The organism is Fluctibacter halophilus (assembly GCF_020687825.1).
GTDB classification, from domain to species: domain Bacteria; phylum Pseudomonadota; class Gammaproteobacteria; order Enterobacterales; family Alteromonadaceae; genus Fluctibacter; species Fluctibacter halophilus.
This window is the reverse complement of record NZ_JAJEWP010000007.1, coordinates 78,682-105,662: the sequence shown is the minus strand read 5'-3', so window position 1 is coordinate 105,662 and position 26,981 is coordinate 78,682. Positions and strand designations below refer to the sequence as shown.

The window sequence follows — 26,981 nt, the reverse complement described above, 5'->3', positions numbered from 1 at the left end:
TCGACCTGCCCGTTAAATACTGACGATAATATGTTGAGATCTGTGATTGCCTGGACGTTGGTGGGCGCTGCGTGCCTGCTCAGTGGTTGTGAAAAATCAGCCCCCCGTTCACCATTGCCCGTTTATGAACTGGATGAGCTGCAACACGATAGCGCAGCCCATTGGGTTTCCAGACGACTGATACTGACCCGCAGTGCCACGCCGGATGCTTATCTGCTCAGCAATGCCGCGGGACAGCTCGATGACGGCGCCCTGCCCGATCAGATCATTCCCTTGCAACCTATCGACCAGCCGCCTTTTGTTGCCTCACGTTGGCCACACCTGAAAGACTTTTATGCGTTTGAAGTCTCTGTTGATGAAGACCTCGGTAAGGAACTGCTCAAGCACCAACTCGCGGTATTGCAATTGGATCGCCACGGCGAAGCCAGGGGATTGTCTTACCTGCAAACGGCCGGCGTGATCGACGATGTGTACACCAGCGGCGATAATGATGCTGACGAAAACGACATACTGGGTGCACGCAACGACGGCCAGCAAACACAGTTTTCGCTATGGGCACCCACGGCCCAAGCGGTGTCGGTGAGGCTGTTCGACAATGATAAACAGAGTCTGTCGGATCCCATCCCGCTGAACCAGGACACGGTTACCGGTATCTGGCACACCAGCAGCAACGCCAGTGTTGGTACTTACTATCAATACAGCATCAGGACTTATCACTACCGTCCAAAGGAAGTGGTCACTGTTCAGGTCACCGACCCGTACTCCCTCAGCTTGTCGACCAACAGCCACTTCAGCCAGGTTGTGAACCTCAATGACCCCCAAACCCAACCCGATGGCTGGTCGCAGGATGCATCCCCGTCCCTTACCAACCTGGAAGATCAGATCCTTTATGAAGTGCATATTCGCGACTTCAGTGCCACCGATGCCAGCCTCTCGGACCCATCATGGCGGGGCAAGTATGCCGCATTCTCGGATCTGGACAGTGCCCCGATGCAACACCTGCAACGCTTACAGGCTGCCGGCCTGAACACCATTCACCTGCTGCCGACCTACGACATGAGTACCGTGGATGAGCGCCCTGGCTGGCCCGTCACGCTGGACACTACCTTTGCCGACGTGTGTGAACGCTACGCAGTAAACACCATTTGTGATGAACCCGCTTGGCCGATGACTATGACCGTCGGAGATGCCCTCGCCTCGCTGTCGCCGGACAGTGACGATGCTCAGGCATTGGTCGATGCATTGCGTGGCTTTGATGCGTTTAACTGGGGTTATGATCCGTACCACTACACCGTCCCGGAAGGCAGTTATGCCCTTGACCCCGAAGGCATGTCACGGCTAAAAGAGTTTCGCAGCATGGTGCAATCCCTGCACGCTATGGGCCTTCGGGTGATCATGGATGTGGTCTACAACCACACGTTTGCGTCTGGATTGGATGAGAAATCGGTGCTCGATAAAGTGGTACCGGGCTATTACCATCGCCGCAACCCCATCAGTGGCGACATTGAGCGCTCCACCTGCTGCGAAAACACCGCCACCGAGCGGGTGATGATGGGCAAACTGATGGTCGACTCGCTGGTCACCTGGGCCCGTGACTACCACATCGACGGTTTTCGTTTTGACCTGATGGGCCATCAGCCCAAAGCCCTGATGCTTGCCGCCCGAGAGGCCGTTCAAGCGGTTGACCCGGATACCTATTTCTACGGTGAAGGCTGGAATTTCGGCGAAGTTGCCGACCACCAGCGTTTTGAACAGGCCAGTCAGCGCGCCCTGGCGGGCACCCAGATCGGGACCTTCAGCGACCGATTGCGAGACGCCGTACGCGGTGGATCATCCTTCCTGTTTGCCGACGACATTCGCCGCAGCCAGGGAATAGGGAATGGCCTCAAGGTGTTTCCTAACGAATTACAACAAGGGGCAGACAACCATGACATGCAACAGGAATACGAGCTGTCGATGGACCAGCTTCGTGTTGGCCTTGCCGGTAACCTGACGTCCTTTACCTTCACTGCGCAGAGTGGTGAGGAAATGCAGGGCCTGGAGGTTGATTTTGGTGGCGAACCCACGGCCTACGCGGCTGATCCGGCCGATACCATTAATTACGTGTCGAAACATGACAATCAGACCCTGTGGGACAATCATCAGTACCGCCTGCCGGCCGAACTGAGTCCAGAACAGCGGATGCGCGCCCAACTGCTGTCACTGGCGTACCCCATGTATGCTCAGGGGATCCCGTTTTTCCACATGGGCAGTGAGCTATTGCGCTCCAAATCATTCCTGCGCGACAGTTTTGATTATGGCGACTGGTTTAACCGGGTTGATTTCAGTATGACCCACAACAATTACCATGTCGGTCTGCCACCGGCCGATCAGGACAGCAGGAATTGGCCACTGATCCAGCGACTGTTGAAAGACAATCAGGGACGGGATCAGGTCAGCCCGGCACTCATCCGCCAATCGGCTGCTATGTTTATGGATATGCTGCGGGTGCGCAGTCAGAGTCCGTTGTTGCGCTTGACCGACGCACAGCAGATCCAGCAAGCGCTGCGCTTTTTGAATACCGGTCAACAGCATCAGCCAGGCATGATTGCGTTGCACATCAAGGACAGCGACGACAATATTGATCCGAATGTCAGCGCCATGCTGCTATTGTTTAACCAGTCGCTGAATCCCATTTCCCTGGCGTTACCAGAAGCCAGTCAGTATCAGCTGCACCCGGCGCTACAGAACGGCAGTGACGAGGTGGTAAAAGACACCCAGATCAGCGCCGACAGCATACAAGTCCCCGCACTGACGGTTGCAGTGCTGGTAACCCCCCAATCATCATAGGAATGCCCATGCTTGTAACACTGACCCCCATCGAACAGCGCATCATCGGTGTGATGCTGGAGAAACAGACCACCACCCCGGATCAATACCCGCTGTCGTTGAATGGCCTGACCACCGGTTGCAACCAGAAAAGCAACCGAGAACCGGTCATGTCACTCAGTGAAGGCGAGGTGCAGGACGCACTCGACAGCTTGCGGGACAAGAAACAAATCCGCGAAGAAACCGGATTTGGCAGCCGCGTGGTGAAATACCAGCAACGCTTCTGCAATACCGAATTCGGCGACCTGAAACTGACCGAGCAACAACGGGCAATCGTATGTCTGTTGTTATTGCGGGGCCCTCAGACGCCTGGCGAGTTACGCACCCGATGTCAGCGTATGGCTGAATTCACCAGCGTCGCTGAGGTCGAAAAAGCCCTCGATGGGTTACAGCACATGCCCGACCCGGTGGTGGTCTGTCTGGCCCGGGAACCGGGCAAGCGGGAGTCGCGCTATGCCCATTGTTTTGCTGATACCGCGGCGCAGGTTGCTGCGCCACAGGCAGCAATGCCATCTGCGAACGATGAAAGCAGTGATCAACAACGCATCGATGCACTGGAGCAACAGGTCGCGCGCTTACAACGCCAGCTGGCACAGGTGTGTGAGCAACTCGGGATCACGCCGGACCCCGAGTGAGCTCGATCAGAAGCACTGTTGCAGCGTGTCGACACCGCAGGTCAGTACGGTAACATTGGTGTAGCCAATCCGTTGCAACTGCTCCGCAGCCAGACGCGCGCGGACTGCCGACGCACAATGCAGGTAGATGGGTCGGGCAGGATCTTTTTCCAGCTCGAGCATTTTCATTTCCACCACGCCGCGGGGCATGTTGATCGCACCGGCAACCGGCTTGGCCAGATGCTCACTGGTTTCACGCACATCCACCAATAAACCATTGTTCTGGGCACGCTCAGCGGCACCGACAGCACCCTCTACACAGCGCACGTGAGGACTCACTTCCTGCATCAGTTCGGGAATGGTTTTTAACATGCGCCACTCTCCTTCACGCCCAGTTTGCGCAAAATGGTCATCATCGGACACCAGTTGGTGAAGGCCGATTGTAACAGGTTCAGGCCAATGAACGCGGTAAAGTACATCCAGCGCTGGTCAACCCACACGGTAAGCGCTATCGACACCAAAATGAAGAAACCGGCAATTAAGCGCAGCAAACGTTCAACAGTCATACACACCTCAAAACAGTAAATTAGAAAATACTAATATTAGACAAATCTAATATATAAGTTATAATCGGTCAAGTTTTTATCAATCAAGATGACACCGGAGGGTGACATGGACATGCAGGAAATGCAGCGCAATGCCACAGAGGCAGAGCAATTCCTCAAACTATTGGCGAACAAAAACCGCCTGATGGTGCTGTGTGCAATGATGGAAAAAGAATGTGCCGTCAGTGAACTGAACGAAACCGTTCCTCTGACCCAGTCAGCATTGTCACAGCATCTGGCCGCTCTGCGCAGTGCCGGACTGGTGACCACCCGTCGCGAAGCCCAGACAATCTACTATTCTATCAACGATCCCCGGGTAAAACGGGTGATCGATACCCTGTACTCACTGTTCTGTAATGGAGATGCCGAATGAGCCACCCGTCCCATAGCCATCCTTTGGACCGTGTGGTCGCGCGTGCCCTGGAAGGTGGGCTGCCCAAGCTGTTGTTTATCGCGTCGCTGCTACTGGGCGCCCTCGCGCTGGTGATGACCCCCCGTGAGGAAGAACCTCAAATCGTGGTACCGATGATCGACGTTCACGTGCAGGCCCCCAACCTGTCGGCCCAACAGGTGGCCCGTCAGGTGACCCAGCCCCTTGAGCAGTTACTCACCCAACTGCCCGGTGTCGAGCATGTGTATTCCGCCAGCCATGACTCCCGACTGACCGTCACATTACGCTTCTACGTGGGTGAAGATCGCCAGCGAGCACTGGTCAACACCTACAACAAACTGTTTTCCAATCAGCACCGGATCCCCGCGGTGGTGGACAACTGGATGGTACGCCCGGTGGAAGTGGATGATGTACCCATTGTACTGCTGGGGCTGTACAGCAAAGTACCGGATCGTTACAGCGACTATGAGCTCCGTCGAATGGCACTGGAAATCGCGCCGCTGTTGCAGCGTATCGAAAATACCAGTGAAGTGAACATTGTCGGCGGACGTGAGCGACAATTGCAGATCCTGCTTGACCGCCAGGCCATGAATGCCCGCCAGATCACTGCGCCACAAATTGTGCAGGCCTTACAACGCAGTAACCTGTTGCACAAACATGGTCATCTGGGTTTTGGCGATCAGCAAATTCAGATTGAGTCGGGGGATGTCTTACGCACCCCTGAGGATGTCAAAAACCTCGCGGTCGCCAGCATCAATGGCAAGCTGGTGTACATACGTGACATCGCAGAGGTTGTCGATGGCCCTGCCGAGCCGGACCATTACCAGTGGCTGAGCCACAATACCGGTGATAATGCCGACAGTCAGCTGCCACTGGTCACCCTGAGCATTGCCAAGCAGCGCGGCAGCAATGCCGTGACGGTGGCCAACGATGTGCTTGACCGCATGCAGACATTGCAAAGCACCTTGTTGCCGGACGATGTGGGTGTGCAGGTGATCCGAAATTACGGCGAAACCGCCAATGAAAAAGTCAACAACCTGACTTCCAGCCTGGCCTTTGCGGTGTTTACCGTGGTGGTGTTTATCGGTGTGTTTCTGGGCTGGCGCCCGGCTGTCATCGTCGCACTGGCGGTACCGGTATGTTACGGACTGACCCTGCTGCTGGATTTGACCTTCGGCTACACCATTAACCGGGTGACCCTGTTTGCCCTGATCCTGTCACTGGGTCTGTTGGTGGATGATCCCATCACCGGCATCGACAACATCGCCCGCTTCCTTGGCATGCCCGGCAAAGACAAGTCCGAACGCATCGTCGCCGCCATGGCCGAGATACGGCCGGCGCTGCTGATGTCGACCCTGACCATCATTCTGGCCTTTATTCCATTGGCTTTTATCACCGGCATGATGGGACCTTACATGGCGCCCATGGCATTTAACGTGCCGGTCAGCGTGATCCTGTCAACGGTTGTAGCGTTTACCGTCACCCCCTGGCTGGCGGGGCGATTGCTCAAGGCCAACGACGATGAACTGGCCAAAGCCAGTGGCACCAACCTGTATACCCGGTTGTTACAACCGATGCTGTCGTCACCCCGTCAGGCCAAAAAGGTCCTCTGGATCATGTTGGTGCTGTTCATGCTATCGGCCGCCTTGCCGCTGTTCCGCCTGGTCCCCCTCAAGCTGCTGCCGTTCGACAACAAGAACGAAGTACAGGTGCTGATTGATTTGCCTGAAACGGCATCACTGGAAGACACCGCTGCACTGGCCAGAACCCTGGCCAACCAGGTCCAGCGCCTGCCCGAAGTCGAAACCGTGGCGGCCTACGTGGGCCAGCCCTCGCCAATCGATTTTAACGGCATGGTGCGTCAGTATTATCAGCGTCAGGCACCGTATCTGGGTGAGTTACGCCTGCTGCTGATGGACAAAACCGAGCGCGAACACCAATCCCATGGTGTGGTACTGCGCCTGCGCGAACTGCTGGCACCCTACAACCGTGACGGCACGGTGATCCGGGTGGTTGAAGTGCCGCCAGGGCCGCCGGTGTTGAGCACACTGGTCGCCGAGGTGTACGCCGAGCCTTACGTCGATGCCAGCGAGCACCGTGCAGCGGCGCTGGCAGTGAAACAACGCTTTGAAGCCGAACCCCTGGTGGTGGAAGTGGATACCAGCATGACCGCCGAGCAACCGGTGAAGCGCTTTGTACTGGATAAAGCCAAAGCGGCTGCCTCTGGCGTCAGTACTGACGACATCAACCAATCGCTGGCCTTTCTGGTCGATGGTCTGATGGCAGGGGTGTTCCAGCAGGAGCAGGACATTGAGCCGGTTCCGCTGATGGTCAAACTGCCGTTTACCGAACGTCAGGATCCCAGCACCCTGGACAGCCTGATGATCACCGGCCCGGTAGGCGCCCGTCAGCAAAGCAGCGCAGACGGCCTGACCAACGCGCCAGTACCCCTGGTCAGCCTGGCAGAATTGGGGCACTGGCAATCGACCGTGCAATCCCAGCCAATCATGCGCAAAGATCTGCAAGAGGTGATTTATGTCACTGCCGAGCTGTCCGGTCGTCCACCCGGCGAAGTCATCGCCGACATTCTGGCCGACATGGACAACCCTGACGTTCAAGCGTCCGACTGGCAGTCAAGAACCTTCCTGAGCTCCGGCGGCACCCAGTCATGGTCAATGCCCGAGGGCACCTCGCTGGTGTTCTCCGGTGAAGGGGAATGGCGCATCACCGTCAAAGTGTTCCGCGACATGGGGATCGCCTTTGCCTTTGCCCTGGCAGCCATCTTCGTGGTGCTCAAATACCAGACCCGCAGCACCGCACTGGCACTGATCATCATGTCAGCCATACCGCTGACCATCATCGGAATTATGCCGGGCTTCTGGTTGCTTAACCAATTCGGTGAGCGCTGGATAGCCGGCGCGCCCGAGCCGGTGCTGTTCACCGCCACCGCCATGATCGGCATGATCGCACTGGCCGGCATCGTGGTGCGTAACGCCCTGATCCTGGTGGAGTTCATTACCCTGGCCCGCCAACAAGGCATGGACATGGTTGAAGCCTTGTTGCAGGCCGGCAGTGTGCGTATGCGGCCAGTACTGCTGACCGCCGGCACCACCCTGTTGGGCAACCTGGTGATCATCCTCGATCCGGTGTTCTCCGGCCTGGCGCTGGCGATCATCTTCGGCATCGTGGCCTCTACCGCCTTTACCCTGTTTGTGGTCCCTGTGGTGTACTACCTGGTATTCCGCAACCGACCGTTCACACCCGAATCTGCGTTACAAGGAGACGCGTCATGAGTACTTCCCGCTTCCATCCAGCTGCTATTCCCGTTGCGGCCATCGTCGGTTTGTTGTTAATGGTGGCCTGGATGGCTGGCATGTTCAGCGACACCCAGGCGCCGGGCACTGACAGCCTGCCCACCAGCGAATACACCGACACCTTCACCGTGGTGGCCGATGAGGCATTGCACACCGAAGCCGTGGTCGCCAGCATCGAAGCAAGAGACATCACCCGCATTTCCAGCCAATTGCTGGCACGGATCACCGCCATCAATGTGCGCGCTGGTGACCGTGTCAATGCCGGGGATGTGCTGATCACGCTGGAGAACGACGGCCTGCTGGCACAAAAAGCCCAGGCCAGTGCCCGTATTGAAGCCGTCCAATCATCATTGCAGGAGGCCCAGGCCAACCAACAGCGCATCAGTCGTTTGCGCGAACAGGGCCTGGCTTCTGCCAGTGAACAGGACAGCGTCAATGCTACCGCGTCGCGCCTCAGCGCCGAGCTGGATGCTGCCCGCCAGCAACTCAGCGAAGTGGACAATGCGCTGGAGTACAGTCAAATTCGTGCACCGATTGCCGGCGTGGTGATTGACCGTCTGGCCGAGCCGGGCAACATGGCAACCCCGGGCAATCCGTTGTTGTCCTTGTACAACCCCCGTTCTTTGCAGGTGCAGGCCAACGTGCGCGAATCGTTGGCGGTTCAGCTACAAAAAGGTCAGACACTGGAGGTCCATGTGGACGCCATTGCTCAGACCATTAACGCGGATATTGTGGAAATTGTGCCGGCCGCCGATTTGGCCGCACGCAGTTTTCTGATCAAGCTGTCGCTGCCAGAGCAAAGCCAGCTGAAACAAGGCATGAGCGCCCATGTCAATGTGCCGGTCGACACCCGCTCGGTGATCAGAATTCCGCGTAAGCTGGTGCAGGAATACGGTCAATTGGACATGGTTTGGGTGGTTGAAAATGAACTGTTGAGCCGCCGCATGGTCAGAACTGGAAACACCGATGGTGAATATGTCGTCATCCTGCGCGGTCTGCAGCCTGGCGAAACCGTGGCACTGCCCAAAGCCTGATCACTGCTCCGAGTTGTGATGGGTATGGCAGTCCCCATATCCATCATAACAACAATAAGGAGTCTACGGTGGACCAACAAGCTTTCAACGAAGCGCTAATGAAACTCTGTATTCTGCTGTATCAGGCAGATGGCAAGATTACCCTCAAAGAACAAGACTACTTTTACGCCCTGCAACAGAAGATTGACTGGCAGGGTGAAGAAGACCTGGAAGATTTTCAACGCCGGGCCATTCTGGAAGTGCGCGACGTGCTGCGCCAGGGCGAGCAAAAAGCCTATGTCAGTGCCCTGCGTGACGCCCTGAGTGTGGACGCCAAGCGTGCCCTGGCAGTGGCACAGGGCATTTCCCATATCGATGGCGACATGGCCGACGAAGAAGTGGAAATTCTCGATCATCTGCAAAACAGGGTGTTGGCCAAGAGCCTCTCCCCGGCCAACGATCAGCCGACCCAGCAGGCCTCGCTGGCCAGTTAACGTGTCGCTTTACGGCGGGTCAACAGGATCCGCTTGATCTTACCTTTGGTGGAACGCCAGTGGGTTTTCGGCTTGGCCGGCGCACTGGCCTGCAGATGGGCATATTCATTGTCGCTCAGGCTGACTTCCCCCCCGTGGGCCAGCCAGATACTGGGCGGCGCCATGTCGATGATCCGTTGGATGGATGCGCGGTATTTATTCGGGTGGAATACCGGAAACGGGGCAATGTAATGCCCTTTGACCCGCACCACCAGATCGGCCACGTATACCCGCCCCGACGGAACGTGCAACAACGACAAATCCCGATCGGTGTGACCGGGGGTTTCCAATGCCTGCCACTGTTCAAATCCCGGCAAGGTTGCCCCGTCGCGCAAGCGAATATCGGGTTTTAACACCGGGCTGTACCACAAATTGCGTCGCGGTTTACCCAACCGTCCGGCAACCCAGCCGGCCAACAGCATGTCAGTCCAATGCATCAGCGCGCCTGAAAAGCCCCGATACCAGGGCTGGTCTTTGTCCGCCGAAGCAATGCGACAACCGGTCAGTTCCCGCAGCCGGTGGGCAGCGCCAGCATGGTCCGGGTGCATATGGGTCACCACCACCAGCTTCAGATCGCTGAACGGCCGCCCCAGGTTCTCGGTTATATAGGACTTGAGCAGCGCAACATCGGCACGACAGCAACCGTCCAACAACATCAACCCGTGATCGTACTCGACCAGGTAAATGTTCTGGATATAACCGTCTAACTGATGAAACTGCATAACTTGTCCTGCGGCAAAACACTGCACCGAAGGATACTGGTCGGATGAGATGAGCGCAACCGTCTGTTGAATGAAAAAACAGGTAAGAGTGGTCTCAAACCCTGTATCACACGTAAGGAAATTCACTAACAAACACAAGGAGTGACACCATGTTTGGCTGGCTCAAATCCGACCCTGCAAAGAAACTGCGTGCTGAATACAATCGACTACTGGAACAGGGCATGCACGCACAACGCAACGGCGACATGCGCGCCTACGCGGCATTGACCGAAAAAGCCGAAGCGCTGTGGGCAGACATCATTGCGCTGGAAAACAAAGGCCAGGGCAAAGACGGGTAACCGCACGGCGTAAGCGGCACAAACCAACGTTCATCGCTACAGGTTCATCACCGTGATGGCGATTTGCAGTACCGTGGCCACCGACACCCAACCCAGATAGGGGATCTGCGCCAGCGCAATCACCCGTGAATAGCGCCATACCGCCACCATCATCCACACGATGGTGCCCCACACCAACAGGATGTCGAGGGTCGCCAGTGGCAGATTACGCAGGCCAAACTGGATGGGTGTGAAGATCAGGTTGGCCACCAGATTGATGGCAAACGGCAGGGCCACATAACGGGGTAACTTGCCCCGGATAGCCTGCACGAAAACATAGCCAAAGGTGACCAGAATGATCGGGTACAGGATCTGCCACATCAGACCAATGAATGCAGGTTCCGGGGTCCAGGATGGCTTTTCCAGTGCGTTGTACCACGCCATAAAACTCATGATGATTGTTCGCTAAGACAATGAAAGACTGCTCAGTTATACCCCGTCGGGCGCTTTGCAGATCACAATCGGAAGCATTGAGTCGGCGGTGACGATGTTGACGTAAAACACGTAGGAGCTGACGTTACTGATAGCCTTTTACGACGCTGAGTGTGGCATGTTGGATCACCCTTTCCAATTCGCCGCTGGCTTTCATTTCACGGATAACGGCATCCACTTTTTCAACCAGGTCTCGGTGGTCTTGATGAAGGTAATGATACAAGTCAAATGTCGCCAATGGCTGCGGGCCAGGCACAACAACGGTATCCAGATTGAGGTGATGGATCGCCAGCAAACCATCGATGGTATTGGTCAGGGCAACATCAACTAACCCCTCATTAACGAGCCTGATGAGCGTTTGGGTATTGTTCACATCGGTCACATTGTTAAGGCTGGCTGTAAGGTTATCGGTATGTTTTACGCCCCGAACCTTGGCGACGGCGTAGTTTAACAAATCTGCCTTGCTGTTGATCTGAATGCCGCTGTCGGCTTTGGTAAAGGCCATGGTTTCTAATTGAAAGTAGGGTGTCGGTATGCGGATGACATTGGGATTATCCTTGCCATAGGCATAAATCCTCATGATGTCGCCATCGTCTTTTCCCGTAGCGGCTTGACGCTGTGCTCTTTGGCCCGGTAATGGCGTTATCGTGACCTCGATCCCAAGCTTGCGGTAGATATGGGACAGGACAATTTTGCCGATTTTCTGTTCAGCAAGATTTTCAATTGAAACAAAATGAAGGGTCGTACCAAAACAAGCCTGCGCTACCATGTAGAAACAAAGGAACAGAAATATACGCAAATGGATCATCCCGTCGTTACCGTCAATCAGGTTCAGTATGGAAGAAAAATCCTTAAGTTGCTAAAACAGAGGCAGCCTCCCACTTCTCCTTCTGAGCGACCGCTGAATGCAGTCACCCGTGGCTCACCACCATCTCGCTGAACAGGGCCAGACAGAACCCCAGCACCGCACCGATGGGCGGGGCCCAGTGTTTACTCAAGCGAGACTGGGGCGCGATGTCCTGAAAGATCAGATAGATAACACCGCCAGAGGCAAACAGCATGATGGCACCCAGAATGGCTTCATGGGCGGACAGGAAAAAGTACCCTATCAGCCCGGCCACCGGGCCCAACGGCACTAACAGGCACATGGTCAGCAATGTGCGCCGGGCATTGTTGTGATTGAGCTTGTGCAACTCACGGTAGGCGTTGAACCCTTCGGGGATGTTCTGTAGTCCAATCAGGCAGGCCAGTAATGTGGCCATCGGCAGGTTAACCGCCACCAGCCCGCCAAGGGCAATGGCTTCGGGAATGTAGTCCAGGACCATGCCCATCAATTGTGGAGATGCCCGGCGGCGCAGGCCCAGCCAGCGCTCCAGGGCGAAAAACACCAATGCTCCGGTGAGCATCACCGGGATGGCCCACAGGGAGTTGTGCATGCTTTTTAGCCCCTGGGGAACCAGTACCACCGACACCGCACCGAGTAAAATGCCGCCACCAAAGGCGATGATAAAGTGGCGGAATTCCCGCTCCAGCCAGGATGGGAACAGCAGCTTTACCCGCGCAAACAGGCCACCGACGGGGATACACACCCCTGCGGCGGCGGTCAGAAGCAGTAAGGCGACAAGTTCGTGCATGGCGGGTCACTGAAAGGCATCATGTTGCACAGTTAAAACCACTGCGCGCCATTCGTCCAGTGTGATAAACCGGTATCGCCCCTTAAACACAGCTCATTCTGAGCGGGTGACTGGGAATCCCTGGTTCATCCAACCAAAAATCCCCTCGTACAATACCGCCGTATTGTCAAACCCCATGTCACGGAGCTGATCAGTGATGTACACCGCCGCCGCCCGTGGACAGGAACAATACGCCACAATCTGCACATCCCGCGGCAGGTCTTTCACTCGCTCATCCAGATTGCTGTAATAAGGAAAAGGGATCGAGCCCTCTATGTGGGCCCGCTGCCATACTGACGTCACCCGGGTATCCAGAATGACCATTTTCTTGTTGGCCTGCATCGCCTCAAACAACTGTTCAGAGGTAATGAATTTGTCTTCGCTCAGGGTCCACTGTGGATTATCGCTGTCCGGGTTGATCACGTACTGGTCGGGAGTGGGAATGGGACGCAGTGGCATCTTCTCCTGGGTCCAGCCACTGGCCTTGCTGCGAATAAACGCCGTGACATTATCGATGTCCTCGGCTGACAGTATGTCTTCAAACGCCTTCATTGGCGTATCCTGGCGACCTTTCTCAATGGCGTAGCGAATAAATTCATCTTTGTTGTGCGCCAACGCCGACTGATTACCCAGCGCCGGGGCGGTCACCCCCTCTCCGTTCTTGCCGTGACAACTGGCACAGTGTTGTTGATAGACCTGTTCGCCACGCACCACATCCCCCAGTACCGGTTCTTCGCTCAGCTTGATGCGCTCGGCACCGGACTGCCAGAACAGCCAGTAGGTCAAGTCCCAGGTTTCATCCAGTGTCAGTGGGCCGCCTACTTCATCAAGGTACCCTCCCATCGCGGTACCCTCGCGGCCATAGGACAGCGGACGCAGAATGGCGTGAGGAACACCGGACTCAAACAGACTTTTGCTGCGCAGTGACGGCGCATGATCATTCTTGTGTCCCTCGCGGTTTTCACCATGGCACAGGGTACAATAGCGGTTGTAATTGGCCTCGGCACGCGCGGCCTGTTCAGCGGTCAGGGTTCGCGGCGGCTTGTCCTTATCGTAGGTTCTGGCCTGGATGGCAGGAGCAATCAAAACACCCAGCAGGGTGAACAGCAGGATGGGCAATGGTTTCACGGGTCTGAATTCCTTGTTGGCAGTGTCGATACGCCACAACCCCCGTCATAGCGACCTTGAACACACCACTTTACACCCTAAGGTGAAAATAGAAAGCCGATGTCAGACCGATGACTAACCGGCTGCGGTAAAATTCATACGCAGTGCGGGCTTTTGAACCAACAAATTGGCTGACCGAACGAATGTCCATTGACAGTACAGGCCAACCAGCGGCTACACTGACGCCACATTACCGCAAAAGGAATTCGCCATGCCCCGCTGTTACATTGCCCTTGTCATCCTGCTGATGTCATCCGCTTGGGCCGCACCACAAAAAGCCTTTCATCGCCTGCTGATGTTCAATCAGCAAGGGCAACTGATGGTAGTTAAGATAAAAGGCACTGATTTCTGGGTGACCCCCGGCCTTTACAGCACGGATGAGGACTTCTCCCCGTCCCGGTTGCACACACTCGCGGGGGAATACGGGTTAACCATCAACGCGCCGGTACTGCACGGTGAATTTGTGTTGCAGTTTACCAACGACACCCCAGATTCCACCCGTTATTTTTACCGGGCCGTGGTGCAAGGTGGCACAACGACACTACCCGAAGCCATCAGCGAGGTCCGTTGGTTGTCAGTCGAGGATGCCCTTAAGACCATGACCTTCCCGCACATCAACCTGCTGACAGCACAGATTGAGCAACACCCCGACAGTGTGTGGCAGGCTAGGATCAAACGCTATCAGCATAACGGCGCCTACAAAGCCGACTTGGTCAGTGACTTTGTTGCCATCCGGCCAATTGAGCGGCCTGAATAGCGGTCAGGTCTGGGACTGATCACTGCCGGGATCGTCAAACCAGATGCCATATTTGTCTCCCTGCCACGTCAACAGGCGATACAGGTAGGCGCTTGCCAGCAATATCAGGCCTCCGGCCAGTGCCGCCTCGCTGAACCAGCCGAGCGCACAAAACACGAAACCAAATCCATGACAGGTATATTCAACCCGCACCGCGGTACGGCGTAATGGGCGAACGTTCAGAAAGTTGACCGCAAACCACAACTTCACAAACAGCGGCAATGATGTCCATGCCTCAGAGTGCTTATCCAACATAACGACCTCTTGATTCAATGTGTTGATATCAATATCAAGGGCAGCAGCGAGGCACTTCTGAGACTCAAGACTGGCGGTTTGCCCACTTTCGATACGCTGAATGGTTCTGACATTCAGACCTGCCATCTGAGCGAGCTGCTCCTGCGACAAATGTCGGCTGAGCCGCAACTGTTTGAGTTTCATAGCGGGCCTCTCCTGCAATCCCTGGTCGTTAGTGTGCCGTTCATCCTGCCCTGTCAGGCACGACAACGCCCCGACATTCACCCGACAGTTGGCGCAAATGATGAAAAAAACCTCAATCGCTGTTGATCACATGAAAACGGGTCTGGCGCCCGTCGAGGTAGCGCACACCCGACGCCTCAAACACGGCATTTTCTTCCAGCATGATGCGAATGTCCTTGCCCCACTGTGGCAAGTGCGTGGCAGCATTCAGCTCAATGGAATAGGCCGTATTGATGTGCAAAGGATGATCGCCGTCTCCCGGCACGCCCTCCTGAGCATCCCACATCCCCAGCGTCGTACCGGCGGCATGACCGTGGTACCCGATGGGGTGGGTGTAGATGTGTGGTCTGAGACCGGCTTCACGCCCCTGCGCCAACGACATTGCCAACACCTCATTGCCGCTGCGCCCGGGGGTAAAGTTGGCAGTAAAGATGTCCTGTACCTGATTGGCATTCGCCAGCGCCTGTTGCAGGTAAGCCGGCACCTGGGTCTCGCCACTGCGCAGTACGTAGGCATGCTGTTGCTGGTCCGTATTAAGGCGCAAATAGGTGATACCAAAATCCACGTGCAGCAAATCGCCGGGCAGGATCACCTGCTCACCGGGACGTTCACTGAAGGCTTGCAGGTGATCAAACTTGTCCGCGTCAGCCCGCTGGATCGATACCGTGGGATGAAACCAGTTGGTCAGCTTCATCGAACGGGTTTTCTCCCGCAGCCACCAGACCACATCATCGGTGGTGGTTTGTCCGGGCCTGACCACCGCATTGGAAAACGCTTCGGCAATGATCCGGTGCCCCATCGCGACAATGTCCGGGTATAGGGCCAACTCTTTAGCGCTGCGGGTTTCCAGCCATCCGATCGCCAGCCCATGGGCCGACACGATACGTTGCTGCATCGGACCCAATGCGGCCAGCAGCTCGTCATGTTCGGTGGCGGTGATGCCGTCGGCCAGACCTGTTTGCGCCGAGCGGTTGATGCCGATAGACGTCGGATTTTTCGCCTTGATCAGGTCCACCAGTGCCAGCCACTGATCCGGCTGTTGCTCCTTATCCCAGGCTTTTTCAAACCGTTCACCGACCTTGTATCGGGCAATCGCATAGTACTCGCTGGGACCTTCAGCAGGCGTATAGATTGCTAATATGGTGCGTCGGCGAGCGGACAGCCAGGTGCTGGGTAGCAGGGTTTTCAGCACCGGATCTTCATTGTATTCACGGGAAATCAGCAACCACATTTCAATCCCTTCACGGCGCATCAGGGTCGGTAGAAGGTTGGTCAGTCGATCATCCAGAATGTCATCCATCACTGCCGCACGTTCACGCATTGGTAACGGATGGCTCTGGGCCATCACCTGACTGGCACACAACAGCGCACACGCAATTAGTAAAGCTTTCATCCAGTGCTTCCCGGTTGGAAAAAAAGTACAGTATCAAGGCATGGCATAGCGCGCAATCCGATCGCCGACGGGCAGCAACGGGCGTGAATTACAACTTGGTCTGAAAATCCAATCCGGTTTTATTCGCGAAGCCCTGATACAGACGCTGCTTATGGCCATCGGCCGGCGCATACAGGTAGGTACCGGGACGTGGGCTGACCTCAAGTAAATCGAACTGCAATGCCTTGACAGCATCCAGCCCTCGGGTGATGTAAAGCTCTCCCCAACTGGTGGAATACAACACCGTGACCGATTTTATGTCGGTACTGGTGCGACGAGACTCAAAGTTGAGAACCACCAGACAGTTGACGATACGGCTGGGTTCAAGCAATACCTCCCGTGGTAGATCAGCCACTTTGACCGGCGGGAAAATCTGGTGAATGTGCCGGGTCAGTGTCTGCAACTCACTCTCATTGACCGGCTCTGTGTGATAATCCAGCAACACACGGGTTTTGGGATCCATCAGTTTGTTCCACACCGCCCAGGCAATGAGCTGGATCGGATCCGGATGACTCAGCAGTTTTGAACGCTGGATTTCGTGTTCTTTGCCCTGCAACTGATCGCCATCGTACAAATGCCACAAGCGATCATCACTGGCGCCCACGTCGGCTTTGATGGTCACCCGCTTGCTGTAAAGTTCGTTATCAAAAACACTGCGAAGATAGTCGACTTTATTCGGCTTTTTGGCGTAGAACGCTTCAATTTTACGCCCAATCACCGTCATATCCTGCTGACTGACCTGCTGCTCATGTTCACTCAACTGAGTCGAAATGCGTCGATAACACGCAATCAGGAATTGATGTATCTGCTTGCTGAGGCGGGACTTGTCATGAAAATCCCAGTATTTGATCCGATCCAGACGACGAACCGTCTCTTTGCTCCAGCCCCACTGCGCCACGTAGCTGCTCATGATAGTGCGTTTAAAGGTGTTTTCACTGGCATCTGCGGGGGTACTGAGCTTGGTATCACACTTGATATACAGGCACATCCGCAGTAACTGTACGATGTCTTTGTGTTCACTGTGCTGATAATGATTGATCAATTCGTCAAACATCAGCGCATAAGGGTCGACATGTTCCAGATCGCCGGGTGCTTTGGCGCCATTATGCACTTTACTGCGCAATACATTGCACAGCGGCTGACCGTGTTCAATGTTGTGCAGAAACACTTCCAGCTTGGCCATCTTCAACACCGATTTGAACGGTGAGTCCATGGCTTTGACGATTTGCCAGATGGCGGCACCGAATAACTCGCCGGCATCCAGCTGTTGCAGATGCCCCAAATCCATAAACCACGACGGGTCCGGTGTTGTACCCAGTTTGAGTTGGTGGATCTGTTGCTGATACCCCTGCTCGTCGATATCGTCCGGCATCAACCACCAAAAGGGTGCCTTACCGGCGACCACGATATGGGTGGTGTAAAACTCCGCTTTGAGAAACAACGCCTGCGCGGAGCCGGCACTCTCACCATCGGCCTCACCAAAGTCATTGCGTTGCACCCGGGTAATGTCCGACAGGAAAAAATGCACTTCCAACTGATACTCACGCCATGCCCATTGTTCAATACGCTGCAGCTTTATCTGCAACAACTTCATGCCCTCTGGGCCCAATGACTCGGCATCCACGCAGGCCCAAAAATCAAAATCCGACTTTTCACTCTGGGCAATCGTACCGACGCTGCCCATCAACAACAGCGCATCGATGCTACGTTGCTTTGGCCAAACCCTTTTCATGTCTTCCAGCAGATTGCGTTGCTCGGGAAACAGTAAGTACAGGGCTTCTTGTAACGTGGTGCGCAGGGAGTAGTTACTCAGGCCGTGGGGCACAGCTGGGTCGTCGACGAAGCCTGGAAATTGTGGATGATTGATGTGCAGCAAAAACGGCAATGCATGAAACAGAGGGCGCTTTTCAGGTGCCAGCAGTTCTATGGCGCGCTCACTGCGCACCTTGTTGTAGCGCAATACCCGAAGCAGCCGGATGGCCAGGTTTTGACGCGGTACTGAAGGCGACGAATTATTCATGCTTATCCAACGGCGCTGCCAACGACAAATAAAGCCCCAATAAAAACACTGTGTTCATCAAAGCCTAAAGTTAAACGCAATGCAATGCCTGTTTGGGCTAACTGACCGACAAATGACACTCGATATACAACAATTCATTCCCCTGGGCAGTGGCGTTAAACACACCATCAGCGGTCATTTTGACGCAACGTTTATCACCCTGTGGCGTCATCAGGAACATTTCACCGCTCTCACTGTGGTGAGCGTCGCCCCGTTGACAATTGTCCAGCAAGGTATCCAACTCGGCATGACTCATTTCGCAAAAGAAGTCATACAAACGCCTGCCGCGTAACGCCGGCCCCGATGACCCCATCACATCATTGAACCAGGCATTGGCGAATAAAATGTCACCCTTGGTGTCGACTAACACCAATCCATACGAACGTCCGTCAACGATGGATCGCAGTAAGCTGAGTCCCGTTGACGATTGCAGAAGTGAAGATAATGAAGACATGCTGACCATTGGCTTTCCCTTTCCTGTACGGAATAACCATAGTCCAAGTCTGCGCAACTTGCCGCAGTTGCACTGCAATTGTGCTGTCTATTGCAACCAAATGCGGTTGTCCCGCCGGGTGACCGGCCGATGGATAGCAAAGGCCAGTCCCTGTTCGCCGACGTAGGGTTGCAACCAGTCCTGAACATCCCGTTGTTGCGCTTCGGACAGCTGCGCCCAGGCGTCGAGTATGCGCTGCATTTTCCATTGCTGAAACGGTAACACGACGCGATTGGCCTGGGTGGTACCGAAACGAAATTGGTGCTCACCAATCCCCCTTGGCAGCGCGCGCTCATCCGCATAGGTCAGCGCCCATTCCTCCACCGCAACGACGGTATTTGCCAGCATCGGCCACAAATGTTCAAAAACATCGGCCACCAGCGGTGCCAGCGTGTTGGGTATGGCGTCATCGGGCAACCATTGCAACTGTTCATCCGGCTGAACGTTGCGCATACGCTCAATCCAATCACACAATGCGGGAGCTTTCTCGCGCAACAGTTTACCCGGTGCAGGATCTGAATACAGGTGCGCGTAAAAGGGTCCCATCAAGCTGACATCGGCGAGGCTTGGCCGTTCACCCAGCACGAAATCATGGTCACTGAAGTGCTGTTGCAAGGCCGGCAGAATGGTATTTTCAAACCAATGTTCCAAGGCGCGGGGAACATGACCATGGATACCCAGCTTAGGCACAAACCCCGCGAAACGGGCAGCCAGTTTTTTGCCCAGGCGACGCCTGATGAAAGCCGGTAACCAGGGTCCGGCAACCTGGCCAAACTGCTCGTATATGTAGGGCGTGTTGTCATGGTTCCAACGGTAATGCATGGCAGGCAACAACAGCCATTCGTCAGCCCAGGCTTCCAGTAAAAGACACAGCATGCGTTGACGGGGCGTTGACGGCAAAATTGCCGGCTCAGGGTGGCGTTGTTCCAACGCATCGATAATCGCCGCCGTATCCTGTAAATATTCCCCGTCAGGGGTGGCAACCACCGGGATCATCTGTACGCCGGTTCGCGGTTTTATCACCGATTTGTACACTTTGGCGGTGGCAAACACTTCCTCAAACGGGATCCCTTTGACCTGGAAATAGGCGCGCGCTTTGGCGGTATAAAACGAAAATGGTGTTCCATAAAGCACGTATTTCGGCACGGCAAGGCTCCCTGAATGATGACCGGGTTAGCATGCCATGAGGCTATCCCACACTCAATCGTAATTGACGTCCGCGGACGGCAATTTCGATTCGGCGTCAAGACCGTTCAATCAGACGGTTCACGGTTTTAATCAGGTGTTCACGGTTCACAGGTTTTACCAGGTGGGCTTGCATCCCCACGCTACGCGAACGCTCAATGTCTTCATCATAGGCATTGGCGGTCAATGCCACGACCGGTGTCGTGTCGCCACGGCCACGCATTGCTTTACAGGCTTGTAGCCCATCCATGACCGGCATATTGATGTCCATCAGCACCAAATCAAAGGACGCTTTTTCCAGCGCGCTCAGCGCCTCCTCGCCATTGTCCACCCGTTGACAGAAAAAACCAGCCACTTGCAACATATTCAACACCACCTCGGCATTGATGTCGTTGTCTTCCACCAACAGTATGCGGGGCTCGCTAGACCTTGTTTTAGCCGTTGCCGGCTCTTTATCTTCGCGACGTAGCAGCCGCAGGTCCTGTTCCAGTTGTGCGGTGTCGACCGGTTTAAGGTAGCGCCGCCAGAACAGCGTTTCATCTTCGGCATACGCGCTCAGTGCGGTATCACTGGCTGACACAAGGATACGCAGTGGGCACTGACCATGGTATTGATCGCGCAAACGCTCGGCCAGGGATATGCCATCGACATCGGGCATGTGCTGATCAATCAACACCGCGTCAAAGCGGCTACCCGACGCCAGTGCGCCAAGTAGTGCTTTGGCGCTGCCAAAACACTCACACTGAAAGCCCAGTTGCTCGACAATAAGGCCCAGATAACGTCGACTGCTGTCCAGATCATCGACGATGGCAATGCGTCCCTCACGGGCAATGATGCCCTCAAGGTGCTCTGCTTTTGGACTGCCCAACGGGATCTGACAGGTAAAGCGGCTCCCTTTGCCGGCAATGCTGGTGGCGGACAATTTGCCCCCCATAACATCCACCCACTCTTTGCAAATGGCCAGGCCCAGCCCCGCGCCCTGATAATTGCGCTGGCTACGTTCATCTACCTGGGTAAAGCGCTCAAAAATCCGCGTCAGGTTCGCTTTATCAATACCAATACCGGTATCGGTCACCTCGATGTGCAACCAGTCCCGGCCCTCGTCGGTACGGTATTGGATATCCACATCAACACTGCCCTGTGGGGTAAATTTCACCGCATTGCTGAGCAGGTTGTTGAGCACCTGTTTAATCCGGATTGGATCACCGTACACCCATTCCGGCACGTTGTCCGATTGTTGCGAAGTAAACTGTAAGCCCTTTTTATGCGCTTCCACCGAGTGTGGCGCCAGGCATTCATCCAACAACGACGGCAAGTTAAAGTCATTATTTTTCAGCACTAATTTGCCCGACTCGATATGTGCGATGTCGAGTATCTCTTCGATCAGATGCAACAATTCCCGTCCGGATTTTAACGCCTGGTTCAGGTAGCGCTGGCGGGTACCGGTACGAGATTCCAACTGCGCCAGCTCGACCATGCCAAAGATACCGTTTAGCGGCGTGCGTAATTCATGGCTCATGGTGGCCAGAAACTGTGACTTGGCAATGCTCGCCTGGTTAGCTTGCTGCTCCAGTTCCAGTGCTTCCTGACGCTGCTTGTCCAACGAAGCCAGATTGTCGCTGATTTGCCGCTCAATCGGCCGAAACAGGTACAGGTATTGGCCGCTCAACACCATCAATGCCACCAGCAACAACGCCCACTGCCCCCAGGATAACAGCTTGACCCGCAATTGGGCCTGGTGTTCAAACGCCGACACCACACTGTCGAGATCGCCGAGCAATTTTTCGGTATGACGGGGCATGAACATACCCCTGTCCTGAGGAAGCGGATCACCGCTCGCCCATCGACGGGCAGCCGAAATGTAATCCCTGACACGCTGTTCCAGCGGGTCGGGATCACCAACAAAATACAACGGGTAGGCAGGATGTTGACTGTCATAGCGGGCCTCACCACTGGACAATGAGGCAAGCAAAAACTGGTGGTTCTGTTCAAAGCGATTGATGGCCAAACGCAACGCATCAGCGGTTGATGCCACACTGGTGGGTTGTTGCGGTGCTTGCAGGCGATGAACATTCAATGCGATCTTTTGCGACAGCATTCGCTGCATACCGGCAATATTGATGGTTTTGGCGTCACTGGCCTGCAAATAGGTGACGTAATGGCTGGCCAATACAGAGATACCGATCACCAGCGCAATCATACCCAGCGCGAGCAAATAGCGGAAACGTAGACGATGGGTAACGGATTGAAGATGTTGCACGGCGCGAATTCCCTGACAGCGGCACAGACTCAGACAGATTCTCTGCGTCCAGGTTAACGCTTCCGTTTTCTAAGGACGCTTATAAAGCGTAGAGCAATGCACGCAGACCAACAAGAAAAAAGCCCGCTGCAGAGCAACGGGCTTGGTTCAATTCAGCGCAACAACATGCGAGTTAGGATTGCTTCTCGGCGATGTACTCATCCACCAGCCGCTCCAGTACATCCAGCGGAACAGCGCCGTTTTTCAGCACCACATCATGGAATTCCGCCAGACTGAAGTCGTCGCCCAGTGCTTGCATGGCCTTTTCACGCACTTCGAGAATTTTCATCATACCCACTTTGTAAGACGTCGCCTGTCCGGGCATAACGATGTAGCGCTCGATTTCAGATACCACGTCAGACTCTGCCATGCCGGTATTCTTCAGCATGTAATCGATGGCTTCTTCACGGGTCCAGCGCTTGGCGTGGATACCGGTATCGACCACCAGGCGTACAGCGCGGAACAGTTCGGCTTGCAAGCGACCGATGTTGTCAAATGGATCGTCCTGGAAACCCAGCTCCCATGCCAGACGCTCGGCATACAGTGCCCAACCTTCGGTGTAGGCGGTGAACATCGGGATTTTGCGGAAGATAGGTAACCCTTCCAGTTCCATCGAAATCGCAATCTGGAAGTGGTGGCCAGGGATACCTTCGTGGTAAGCCAACGTACGCATACCGTACTTCGGTGTCGCCTGAATATCATACAGGTTGGCAAAGAAACGTCCCGGACGGGTGCCATCCATGGACGGTTGCTGATAGTAGGCGCCCGGTGCTGTCTTCTCTTTGAACAGAGGAATACGCACAACTTCCATGCCCGCTTTAGGACGAATATTGAAGGCATCATCCAGACCGGCATCAATTTCATCCAGGATGGTCTGATAATCTGCCAGGATCTGCTCCCGTCCAGCGTCGCTGTCTTCATAGTAAAAACGCGGATCGGCTTTCATGGCTTCGATGGCAGCGGTAAAGCCTTCGCTGATGTCGTAACCTTGCTCTGCCAGAATGGTCAGGATCTCTTCCTGGATACGAGCCACCTCAGACAAACCCATACGATGGATCTGATCGGCAGTGTAATCGGTGGTGGTGAAGAAACGCAGCGCTTGTTCATAGGCAATATCGCCACCTTCCAGATGCCACAGGCCGTCATCGGTACCGGCTTTGGCTTTCAGGCCATCAAAATAGTCAATGTAGGTCTGATAGGTTGGATAAACCGTGTCGTTGATTTCCGCTTCGGCCAATGCCAGCAGACGGGCTTTTTCTTCCACCGGAAAATCTTCAGCGTCGTTAATCCGCTTTTCAAGGGACGTGTAAAGAATGTTTTCTTTGGCGGGCGTACCAACAAAGCCGCGCATTTCATCCAGCACACGCTCAATCACAAAACGGGGCGGGATAATGTTACGCGCTTCGCGTAGCTTCAGCCCTTCCATATTCTGCGCAAACTTGACGCGCATTTTTTGCAAACGTGAAATGTAGTTTTCCACGTCCTCAGGCTCTGCAATGCGGTGCTGGCTGTCCATGAAACTGGGGAACCCGTTTTGCAGACCAAACAGCTGATTCACCGGGTAATCATGATAGCGATAGGGCTCCGCCTCAATCACGGTATCCAGCAGATACATGGCGATTTCTTTCGACAATCGCTGATCGGCATCGAGGTCTTCATCGGCATAACTCATCAGGGTCTCGCGCAGTCCCTTCAACTCCTCGTACATGCGATCGCCTTCGGCCAGGCTGTCATCATTCAGTTCGGCGTTGTGTCCTTTGATACCGAATTGTTCCAGCACGCCCAATGAAGTCAGCACTTCGGGCTTATCCAGCGCCGATTTAACCATTGCCCGGTCAAGTAAAACCCGGAAAAAGAACGGTTTTTCCGCGTACCACTCATGGGCTGCCAAACCGCCCCCCGCGATGAGGATGGCCAGAACAGTGTATCCCAGGCCTTTAAAAAACGCTTTCATGTCGTCTCCCACTTATCGTTGTTATTTTATCCACTATGCCAAAGCCCGGATGCAAACGCACCAGGTACACATGATTGGTTACAAAATTTGTTATCGTTGTCACCCACCTTATCAGTGTGTGGATGCAAAGCGCTGCAGAAACAGCGCCAGCGCATTAAGCATGTCATCGTGCTCAGGGTTCGCCCTCGGTACCTTGCATGATGCGGTGCTGTCGACCTTGGTCGCGTTATAATCCATCTGCTCCAGATGCCAGGGGTTGATCACCAGATCGGCGTGACACACGCCGACACTTTCATCCACCAGGTAGGTCAGGTTGTCGCCTCGGTTGTAGTCCAGCAAGGAAGCCACGCCATGGTAAGGTGTGGTCGTATCTGCCAATGAGTGTGCAGCAAAGATGGGGACGTTCAATGGTACCTCGTTGCTTTGCAATTCACGAATGTGATCAATCACTTCCATTAGTTCGATAGCAGAATAGGACGATACCGAGGGGTATTTGTACGGATTCGGTCCCCGGGTCTGATACTCGCCATCCAGCAACCTGGCCAACCAACCCATCCCCCAGAAATGGGATAGGCTTTCAGCACTATCATCCAATGCCAACGCTCCGGAAAACAACAATAGTCCCGAGATCTCGCCGGGATGCTGCAGGGTATATTCGGTCACTAGCGCGCCGCCGGTCGAGAATCCGCCCAACAACACGGGTTGTCCCAATGTCTTGGCATACCCAACCAGTGCTGAAAGGTGGGTGCGCCATCGATCAGAAAGGTGCTCATCCTCCATATCGGCATCTGCATCATGCTTGCCATGACCAGGCAACAGGCCGACGATCACCGTCATGCCTTGCTGGTGTATCGCCGGGGCAATCGAGCGCAGGAAAAACGGCGAGTCACTCAGACCATGCAGCAAGACCACCACCGGGCCCTGTGGCTGCCCATGGTGTAACACGAAAGGACCGATACTGTTGTTCAACAAGGTGGGAGAACACACCGTTAGTTGGCCTGAAGCACTTAACGCACAGGGCTCTGCCTGCCCCAGTTGTTGCTCATACAAAGTGACAAAGGGGGCCAGCCAGTCTGGCGTCCGAGCCAGGGTTGCGCCATGGAGCAGCAACAGTGATAGCGTTAAAACACGCAACATAAGCTTTCATATTCCTTGATGCTAAACCACTACTATAAAGGGCTGGCGAGGGAAAGACCATGCTTTTGTCCACCGCCAAAATCGCCAATACGAAGACCTCGTAAGGTATAAATATTTATCCTCAATGATGATTCACCATGCCAGCAAGTCGTGGATTTGCGACACAGCACTGAACTACACTGCCAGAGTAAATGAAAAAGGCAAACCAGGTGAAAACCTGGGACGCAAAGCCTCCGGTCTACGGTTTTTGACTAGGATAGCGGGGCTGCCGGGTGTACGCGACATCGTATGCCACCCAACGGCTTTTTCGAACGGTAATGCCCGCAAAAAGCAGGCAGATAACTTCAATCATGAGCAGGCGCTCTGTTGTTATTGAGGAACCAAAGATGATTATTTTGGTGGGTGGAGAAAAAGGCGGCAGCGGTAAAAGCTGCCTGGCACAAAACATTGCCGTATACCTGCGAACTGAAAAGCAGGCGTCGGTATTGATGGTGGACTGCGATCCCCAACGTACGACCTCGGACTGGATCCAGGAGCGTAACGCCACCGGCGGTCTGCCTGACATCAATTGTGTCCAGTTGTACGGTAAAATTCGTAACGAGTTACTGTCACTGCGAAATCATTATGACTACGTCATCATAGACTGTGGCGGGCAGGACAACCTGGCCCTGCGTTCTTCCATGGCGGTTGCCGATCATATTCTGATCCCGTTACGCCCCAAACGCCGGGACCTGAAAACAGTGCCGCACATGGAAGACATTCTGTCGACCTGTAAAATGGTTAACCCGCACATGAACGCCGCGTTTGTGATCACCCAATGCCCGTCATTGCCTTCATTGGCTAACCGCATTATTGAGGCCAAGGAAGTCTGCCGGTCGTTCGACGTGCCGGTGCTGAATTCGGTCACCTTCAGTCGTAACATGTACGACGACAGTGAAGAATCCGGATTGTCAGTGATGGAGAGTGAGCCTGATGGCAAGGCCGCCGTGGAAATACGCAGCATTATCGAAGAACTGTTGACCCGAGGTAAGGCCAATGACGTTAGCCAGTTTGAAAAAGTGCGCGCCATCGGTTGAACGTGCACCCCGCAGCGTTGACGAGTTTATCGACGAGGCTACCTTGTATGCCCGGGGACTGGACAAAGTGGTGGTGTTGCACGAAACCCGCGCAGTGCAGGAACAGGGGCCGTTTAAACGGGCCACATTCACCCTGTCGGAGCAGGCCATTGGAGCCCTCAACGACCTGTCGGAAAAAACCGGTATCGCCAAGTCACGCCTGATCCGAATCTGGCTGATGGAACAGCAACGGGATCAGGACCTCGCCGACTACATCGACAGTGCGGTGAAATAAGCAATGTAGACTGACGTTCCCAAGGAGCGTCAGTCCCGCTGGCGACATCGTTGTAATCGCTACCAATTCGGTAATTTTTGTCGCGAATTG

General features: G+C 54.8%; 25 protein-coding genes and 1 riboswitch. Of the genes, 10 read left to right on the top strand and 15 right to left on the bottom strand.

The window, feature by feature from the left end; translation table 11 throughout:
* Positions 1–30 precede the first annotated feature (30 nt).
* Positions 31–2,829, top strand: a complete 2,799-nt coding sequence (pulA, locus tag LJ739_RS17720) for a pullulanase-type alpha-1,6-glucosidase (RefSeq protein WP_229162659.1) — start codon at positions 31–33, stop codon at positions 2,827–2,829.
* A gap of 8 nt (positions 2,830–2,837) precedes the next feature.
* Complete coding sequence (locus LJ739_RS17715) at positions 2,838–3,503, top strand: YceH family protein (RefSeq protein WP_229162657.1); 666 nt, start codon at positions 2,838–2,840, stop codon at positions 3,501–3,503.
* Positions 3,504–3,509: 6 nt separating this feature from the next.
* Here the strand turns inward: LJ739_RS17715 and LJ739_RS17710 are convergent, their stop codons facing one another.
* A complete protein-coding gene (locus tag LJ739_RS17710) occupies positions 3,510–3,854 on the bottom strand; it encodes a rhodanese-like domain-containing protein (RefSeq protein WP_229162656.1) in 345 nt (114 codons plus the stop codon).
* Positions 3,848–4,048: a YgaP family membrane protein gene (locus tag LJ739_RS17705; protein WP_229162655.1), complete on the bottom strand. Its 201-nt coding sequence runs from the start codon at positions 4,046–4,048 to the stop codon at positions 3,848–3,850. The genes LJ739_RS17710 and LJ739_RS17705 overlap by 7 nt, the downstream gene beginning before the upstream one ends.
* A gap of 106 nt (positions 4,049–4,154) precedes the next feature.
* Between LJ739_RS17705 and LJ739_RS17700 the strand changes: the two genes are divergently transcribed.
* The 4 genes from LJ739_RS17700 (at position 4,155) to LJ739_RS17685 (ending at position 9,299) form a co-directional block, all read left to right on the top strand.
* Complete coding sequence (locus tag LJ739_RS17700; RefSeq protein ID WP_229162654.1) at positions 4,155–4,460, top strand: ArsR/SmtB family transcription factor; 306 nt, start codon at positions 4,155–4,157, stop codon at positions 4,458–4,460.
* Entirely contained in the window at positions 4,457–7,771 is a 3,315-nt protein-coding gene (locus tag LJ739_RS17695) for an efflux RND transporter permease subunit (protein ID WP_229162653.1), read from the top strand. The genes LJ739_RS17700 and LJ739_RS17695 overlap by 4 nt, the downstream gene beginning before the upstream one ends.
* On the top strand, positions 7,768–8,826 hold the full coding sequence (locus LJ739_RS17690; RefSeq protein ID WP_229162652.1) for an efflux RND transporter periplasmic adaptor subunit: 1,059 nt from the start codon (positions 7,768–7,770) through the stop codon (positions 8,824–8,826). Before LJ739_RS17695 ends, LJ739_RS17690 begins: the two co-directional genes overlap by 4 nt.
* A 68-nt stretch (positions 8,827–8,894) precedes the next feature.
* The gene (locus LJ739_RS17685) at positions 8,895–9,299 is read left to right on the top strand and encodes a tellurite resistance TerB family protein (RefSeq protein ID WP_229162649.1); all 405 of its coding nucleotides are present in this window, start codon (positions 8,895–8,897) and stop codon (positions 9,297–9,299) included.
* Here LJ739_RS17685 and LJ739_RS17680 read toward each other — a convergent pair.
* A complete protein-coding gene (locus LJ739_RS17680; protein WP_229162648.1) occupies positions 9,296–10,060 on the bottom strand; it encodes an MBL fold metallo-hydrolase in 765 nt (254 codons plus the stop codon). The two genes, LJ739_RS17685 and LJ739_RS17680, sit on opposite strands and share 4 nt — an antisense overlap.
* 149 nt (positions 10,061–10,209) lie before the next feature.
* Between LJ739_RS17680 and LJ739_RS17675 the strand changes: the two genes are divergently transcribed.
* Positions 10,210–10,398, top strand: a complete 189-nt coding sequence (locus LJ739_RS17675) for a DUF6435 family protein (RefSeq protein WP_229162647.1) — start codon at positions 10,210–10,212, stop codon at positions 10,396–10,398.
* Between the two features lie 36 nt (positions 10,399–10,434).
* Here LJ739_RS17675 and LJ739_RS17670 read toward each other — a convergent pair whose 3' ends face one another.
* The 4 genes from LJ739_RS17670 to LJ739_RS17655 form a co-directional block, all read right to left on the bottom strand.
* On the bottom strand, positions 10,435–10,821 hold the full coding sequence (locus LJ739_RS17670; protein WP_229162646.1) for a TspO/MBR family protein: 387 nt from the start codon (positions 10,819–10,821) through the stop codon (positions 10,435–10,437).
* Between the two features lie 133 nt (positions 10,822–10,954).
* A complete protein-coding gene (locus LJ739_RS17665; RefSeq protein WP_324254916.1) occupies positions 10,955–11,638 on the bottom strand; it encodes a substrate-binding periplasmic protein in 684 nt (227 codons plus the stop codon).
* 142 nt (positions 11,639–11,780) lie between these two features.
* The gene (locus tag LJ739_RS17660) at positions 11,781–12,503 is read right to left on the bottom strand and encodes a ZIP family metal transporter (protein ID WP_229162642.1); all 723 of its coding nucleotides are present in this window, start codon (positions 12,501–12,503) and stop codon (positions 11,781–11,783) included.
* Between the two features lie 93 nt (positions 12,504–12,596).
* Complete coding sequence (locus LJ739_RS17655; protein ID WP_229162641.1) at positions 12,597–13,670, bottom strand: c-type cytochrome; 1,074 nt, start codon at positions 13,668–13,670, stop codon at positions 12,597–12,599.
* Positions 13,671–13,920: 250 nt separating this feature from the next.
* On the opposite strand from LJ739_RS17655, the gene LJ739_RS17650 reads away from it, so the two are divergent.
* Positions 13,921–14,466, top strand: a complete 546-nt coding sequence (locus tag LJ739_RS17650; protein ID WP_229162639.1) for an NUDIX hydrolase — start codon at positions 13,921–13,923, stop codon at positions 14,464–14,466.
* Positions 14,467–14,469: 3 nt separating this feature from the next.
* Here the strand turns inward: LJ739_RS17650 and LJ739_RS17645 are convergent, their stop codons facing one another.
* The 8 genes from LJ739_RS17645 to LJ739_RS17610 all read right to left on the bottom strand — a co-directional run bounded on the left by LJ739_RS17645 (position 14,470) and on the right by LJ739_RS17610 (position 25,541).
* Positions 14,470–14,943 carry a helix-turn-helix domain-containing protein gene (locus LJ739_RS17645; RefSeq protein WP_229162637.1) on the bottom strand — a complete coding sequence of 158 codons (474 nt, stop codon included), beginning with the start codon at positions 14,941–14,943 and terminating at the stop codon, positions 14,470–14,472.
* 112 nt (positions 14,944–15,055) lie between these two features.
* Positions 15,056–16,375: a M24 family metallopeptidase gene (locus tag LJ739_RS17640; RefSeq protein WP_229162635.1), complete on the bottom strand. Its 1,320-nt coding sequence runs from the start codon at positions 16,373–16,375 to the stop codon at positions 15,056–15,058.
* 88 nt (positions 16,376–16,463) lie between these two features.
* Positions 16,464–18,434: a class I adenylate cyclase gene (locus LJ739_RS17635; RefSeq protein WP_229162633.1), complete on the bottom strand. Its 1,971-nt coding sequence runs from the start codon at positions 18,432–18,434 to the stop codon at positions 16,464–16,466.
* Positions 18,435–18,531: 97 nt separating this feature from the next.
* A complete protein-coding gene (locus tag LJ739_RS17630; RefSeq protein WP_229162631.1) occupies positions 18,532–18,927 on the bottom strand; it encodes a PAS domain-containing protein in 396 nt (131 codons plus the stop codon).
* Between the two features lie 87 nt (positions 18,928–19,014).
* Positions 19,015–20,112, bottom strand: coding sequence for a glutathione S-transferase family protein (locus tag LJ739_RS17625; RefSeq protein ID WP_229162629.1), 1,098 nt, complete (start codon positions 20,110–20,112; stop codon positions 19,015–19,017).
* 97 nt (positions 20,113–20,209) lie between these two features.
* Positions 20,210–22,411 carry a response regulator gene (locus LJ739_RS17620; protein WP_229162628.1) on the bottom strand — a complete coding sequence of 734 codons (2,202 nt, stop codon included), beginning with the start codon at positions 22,409–22,411 and terminating at the stop codon, positions 20,210–20,212.
* Between the two features lie 172 nt (positions 22,412–22,583).
* Positions 22,584–24,404 carry a DUF885 domain-containing protein gene (locus LJ739_RS17615; protein ID WP_229162627.1) on the bottom strand — a complete coding sequence of 607 codons (1,821 nt, stop codon included), beginning with the start codon at positions 24,402–24,404 and terminating at the stop codon, positions 22,584–22,586.
* A gap of 111 nt (positions 24,405–24,515) precedes the next feature.
* Positions 24,516–25,541, bottom strand: a complete 1,026-nt coding sequence (locus tag LJ739_RS17610) for an alpha/beta hydrolase (RefSeq protein ID WP_229162626.1) — start codon at positions 25,539–25,541, stop codon at positions 24,516–24,518.
* 189 nt (positions 25,542–25,730) lie between these two features.
* A riboswitch (cyclic di-GMP riboswitch) is annotated at positions 25,731–25,814 on the top strand.
* Between the two features lie 113 nt (positions 25,815–25,927).
* Between LJ739_RS17610 and LJ739_RS17605 the strand changes: the two genes are divergently transcribed.
* Together LJ739_RS17605 and LJ739_RS17600 are read left to right on the top strand one after the other, a co-directional pair.
* On the top strand, positions 25,928–26,617 hold the full coding sequence (locus LJ739_RS17605; protein ID WP_229162625.1) for an AAA family ATPase: 690 nt from the start codon (positions 25,928–25,930) through the stop codon (positions 26,615–26,617).
* Entirely contained in the window at positions 26,577–26,891 is a 315-nt protein-coding gene (locus LJ739_RS17600; RefSeq protein ID WP_229162624.1) for a ribbon-helix-helix domain-containing protein, read from the top strand. The genes LJ739_RS17605 and LJ739_RS17600 overlap by 41 nt, the downstream gene beginning before the upstream one ends.
* Positions 26,892–26,981: the final 90 nt, after the last annotated feature.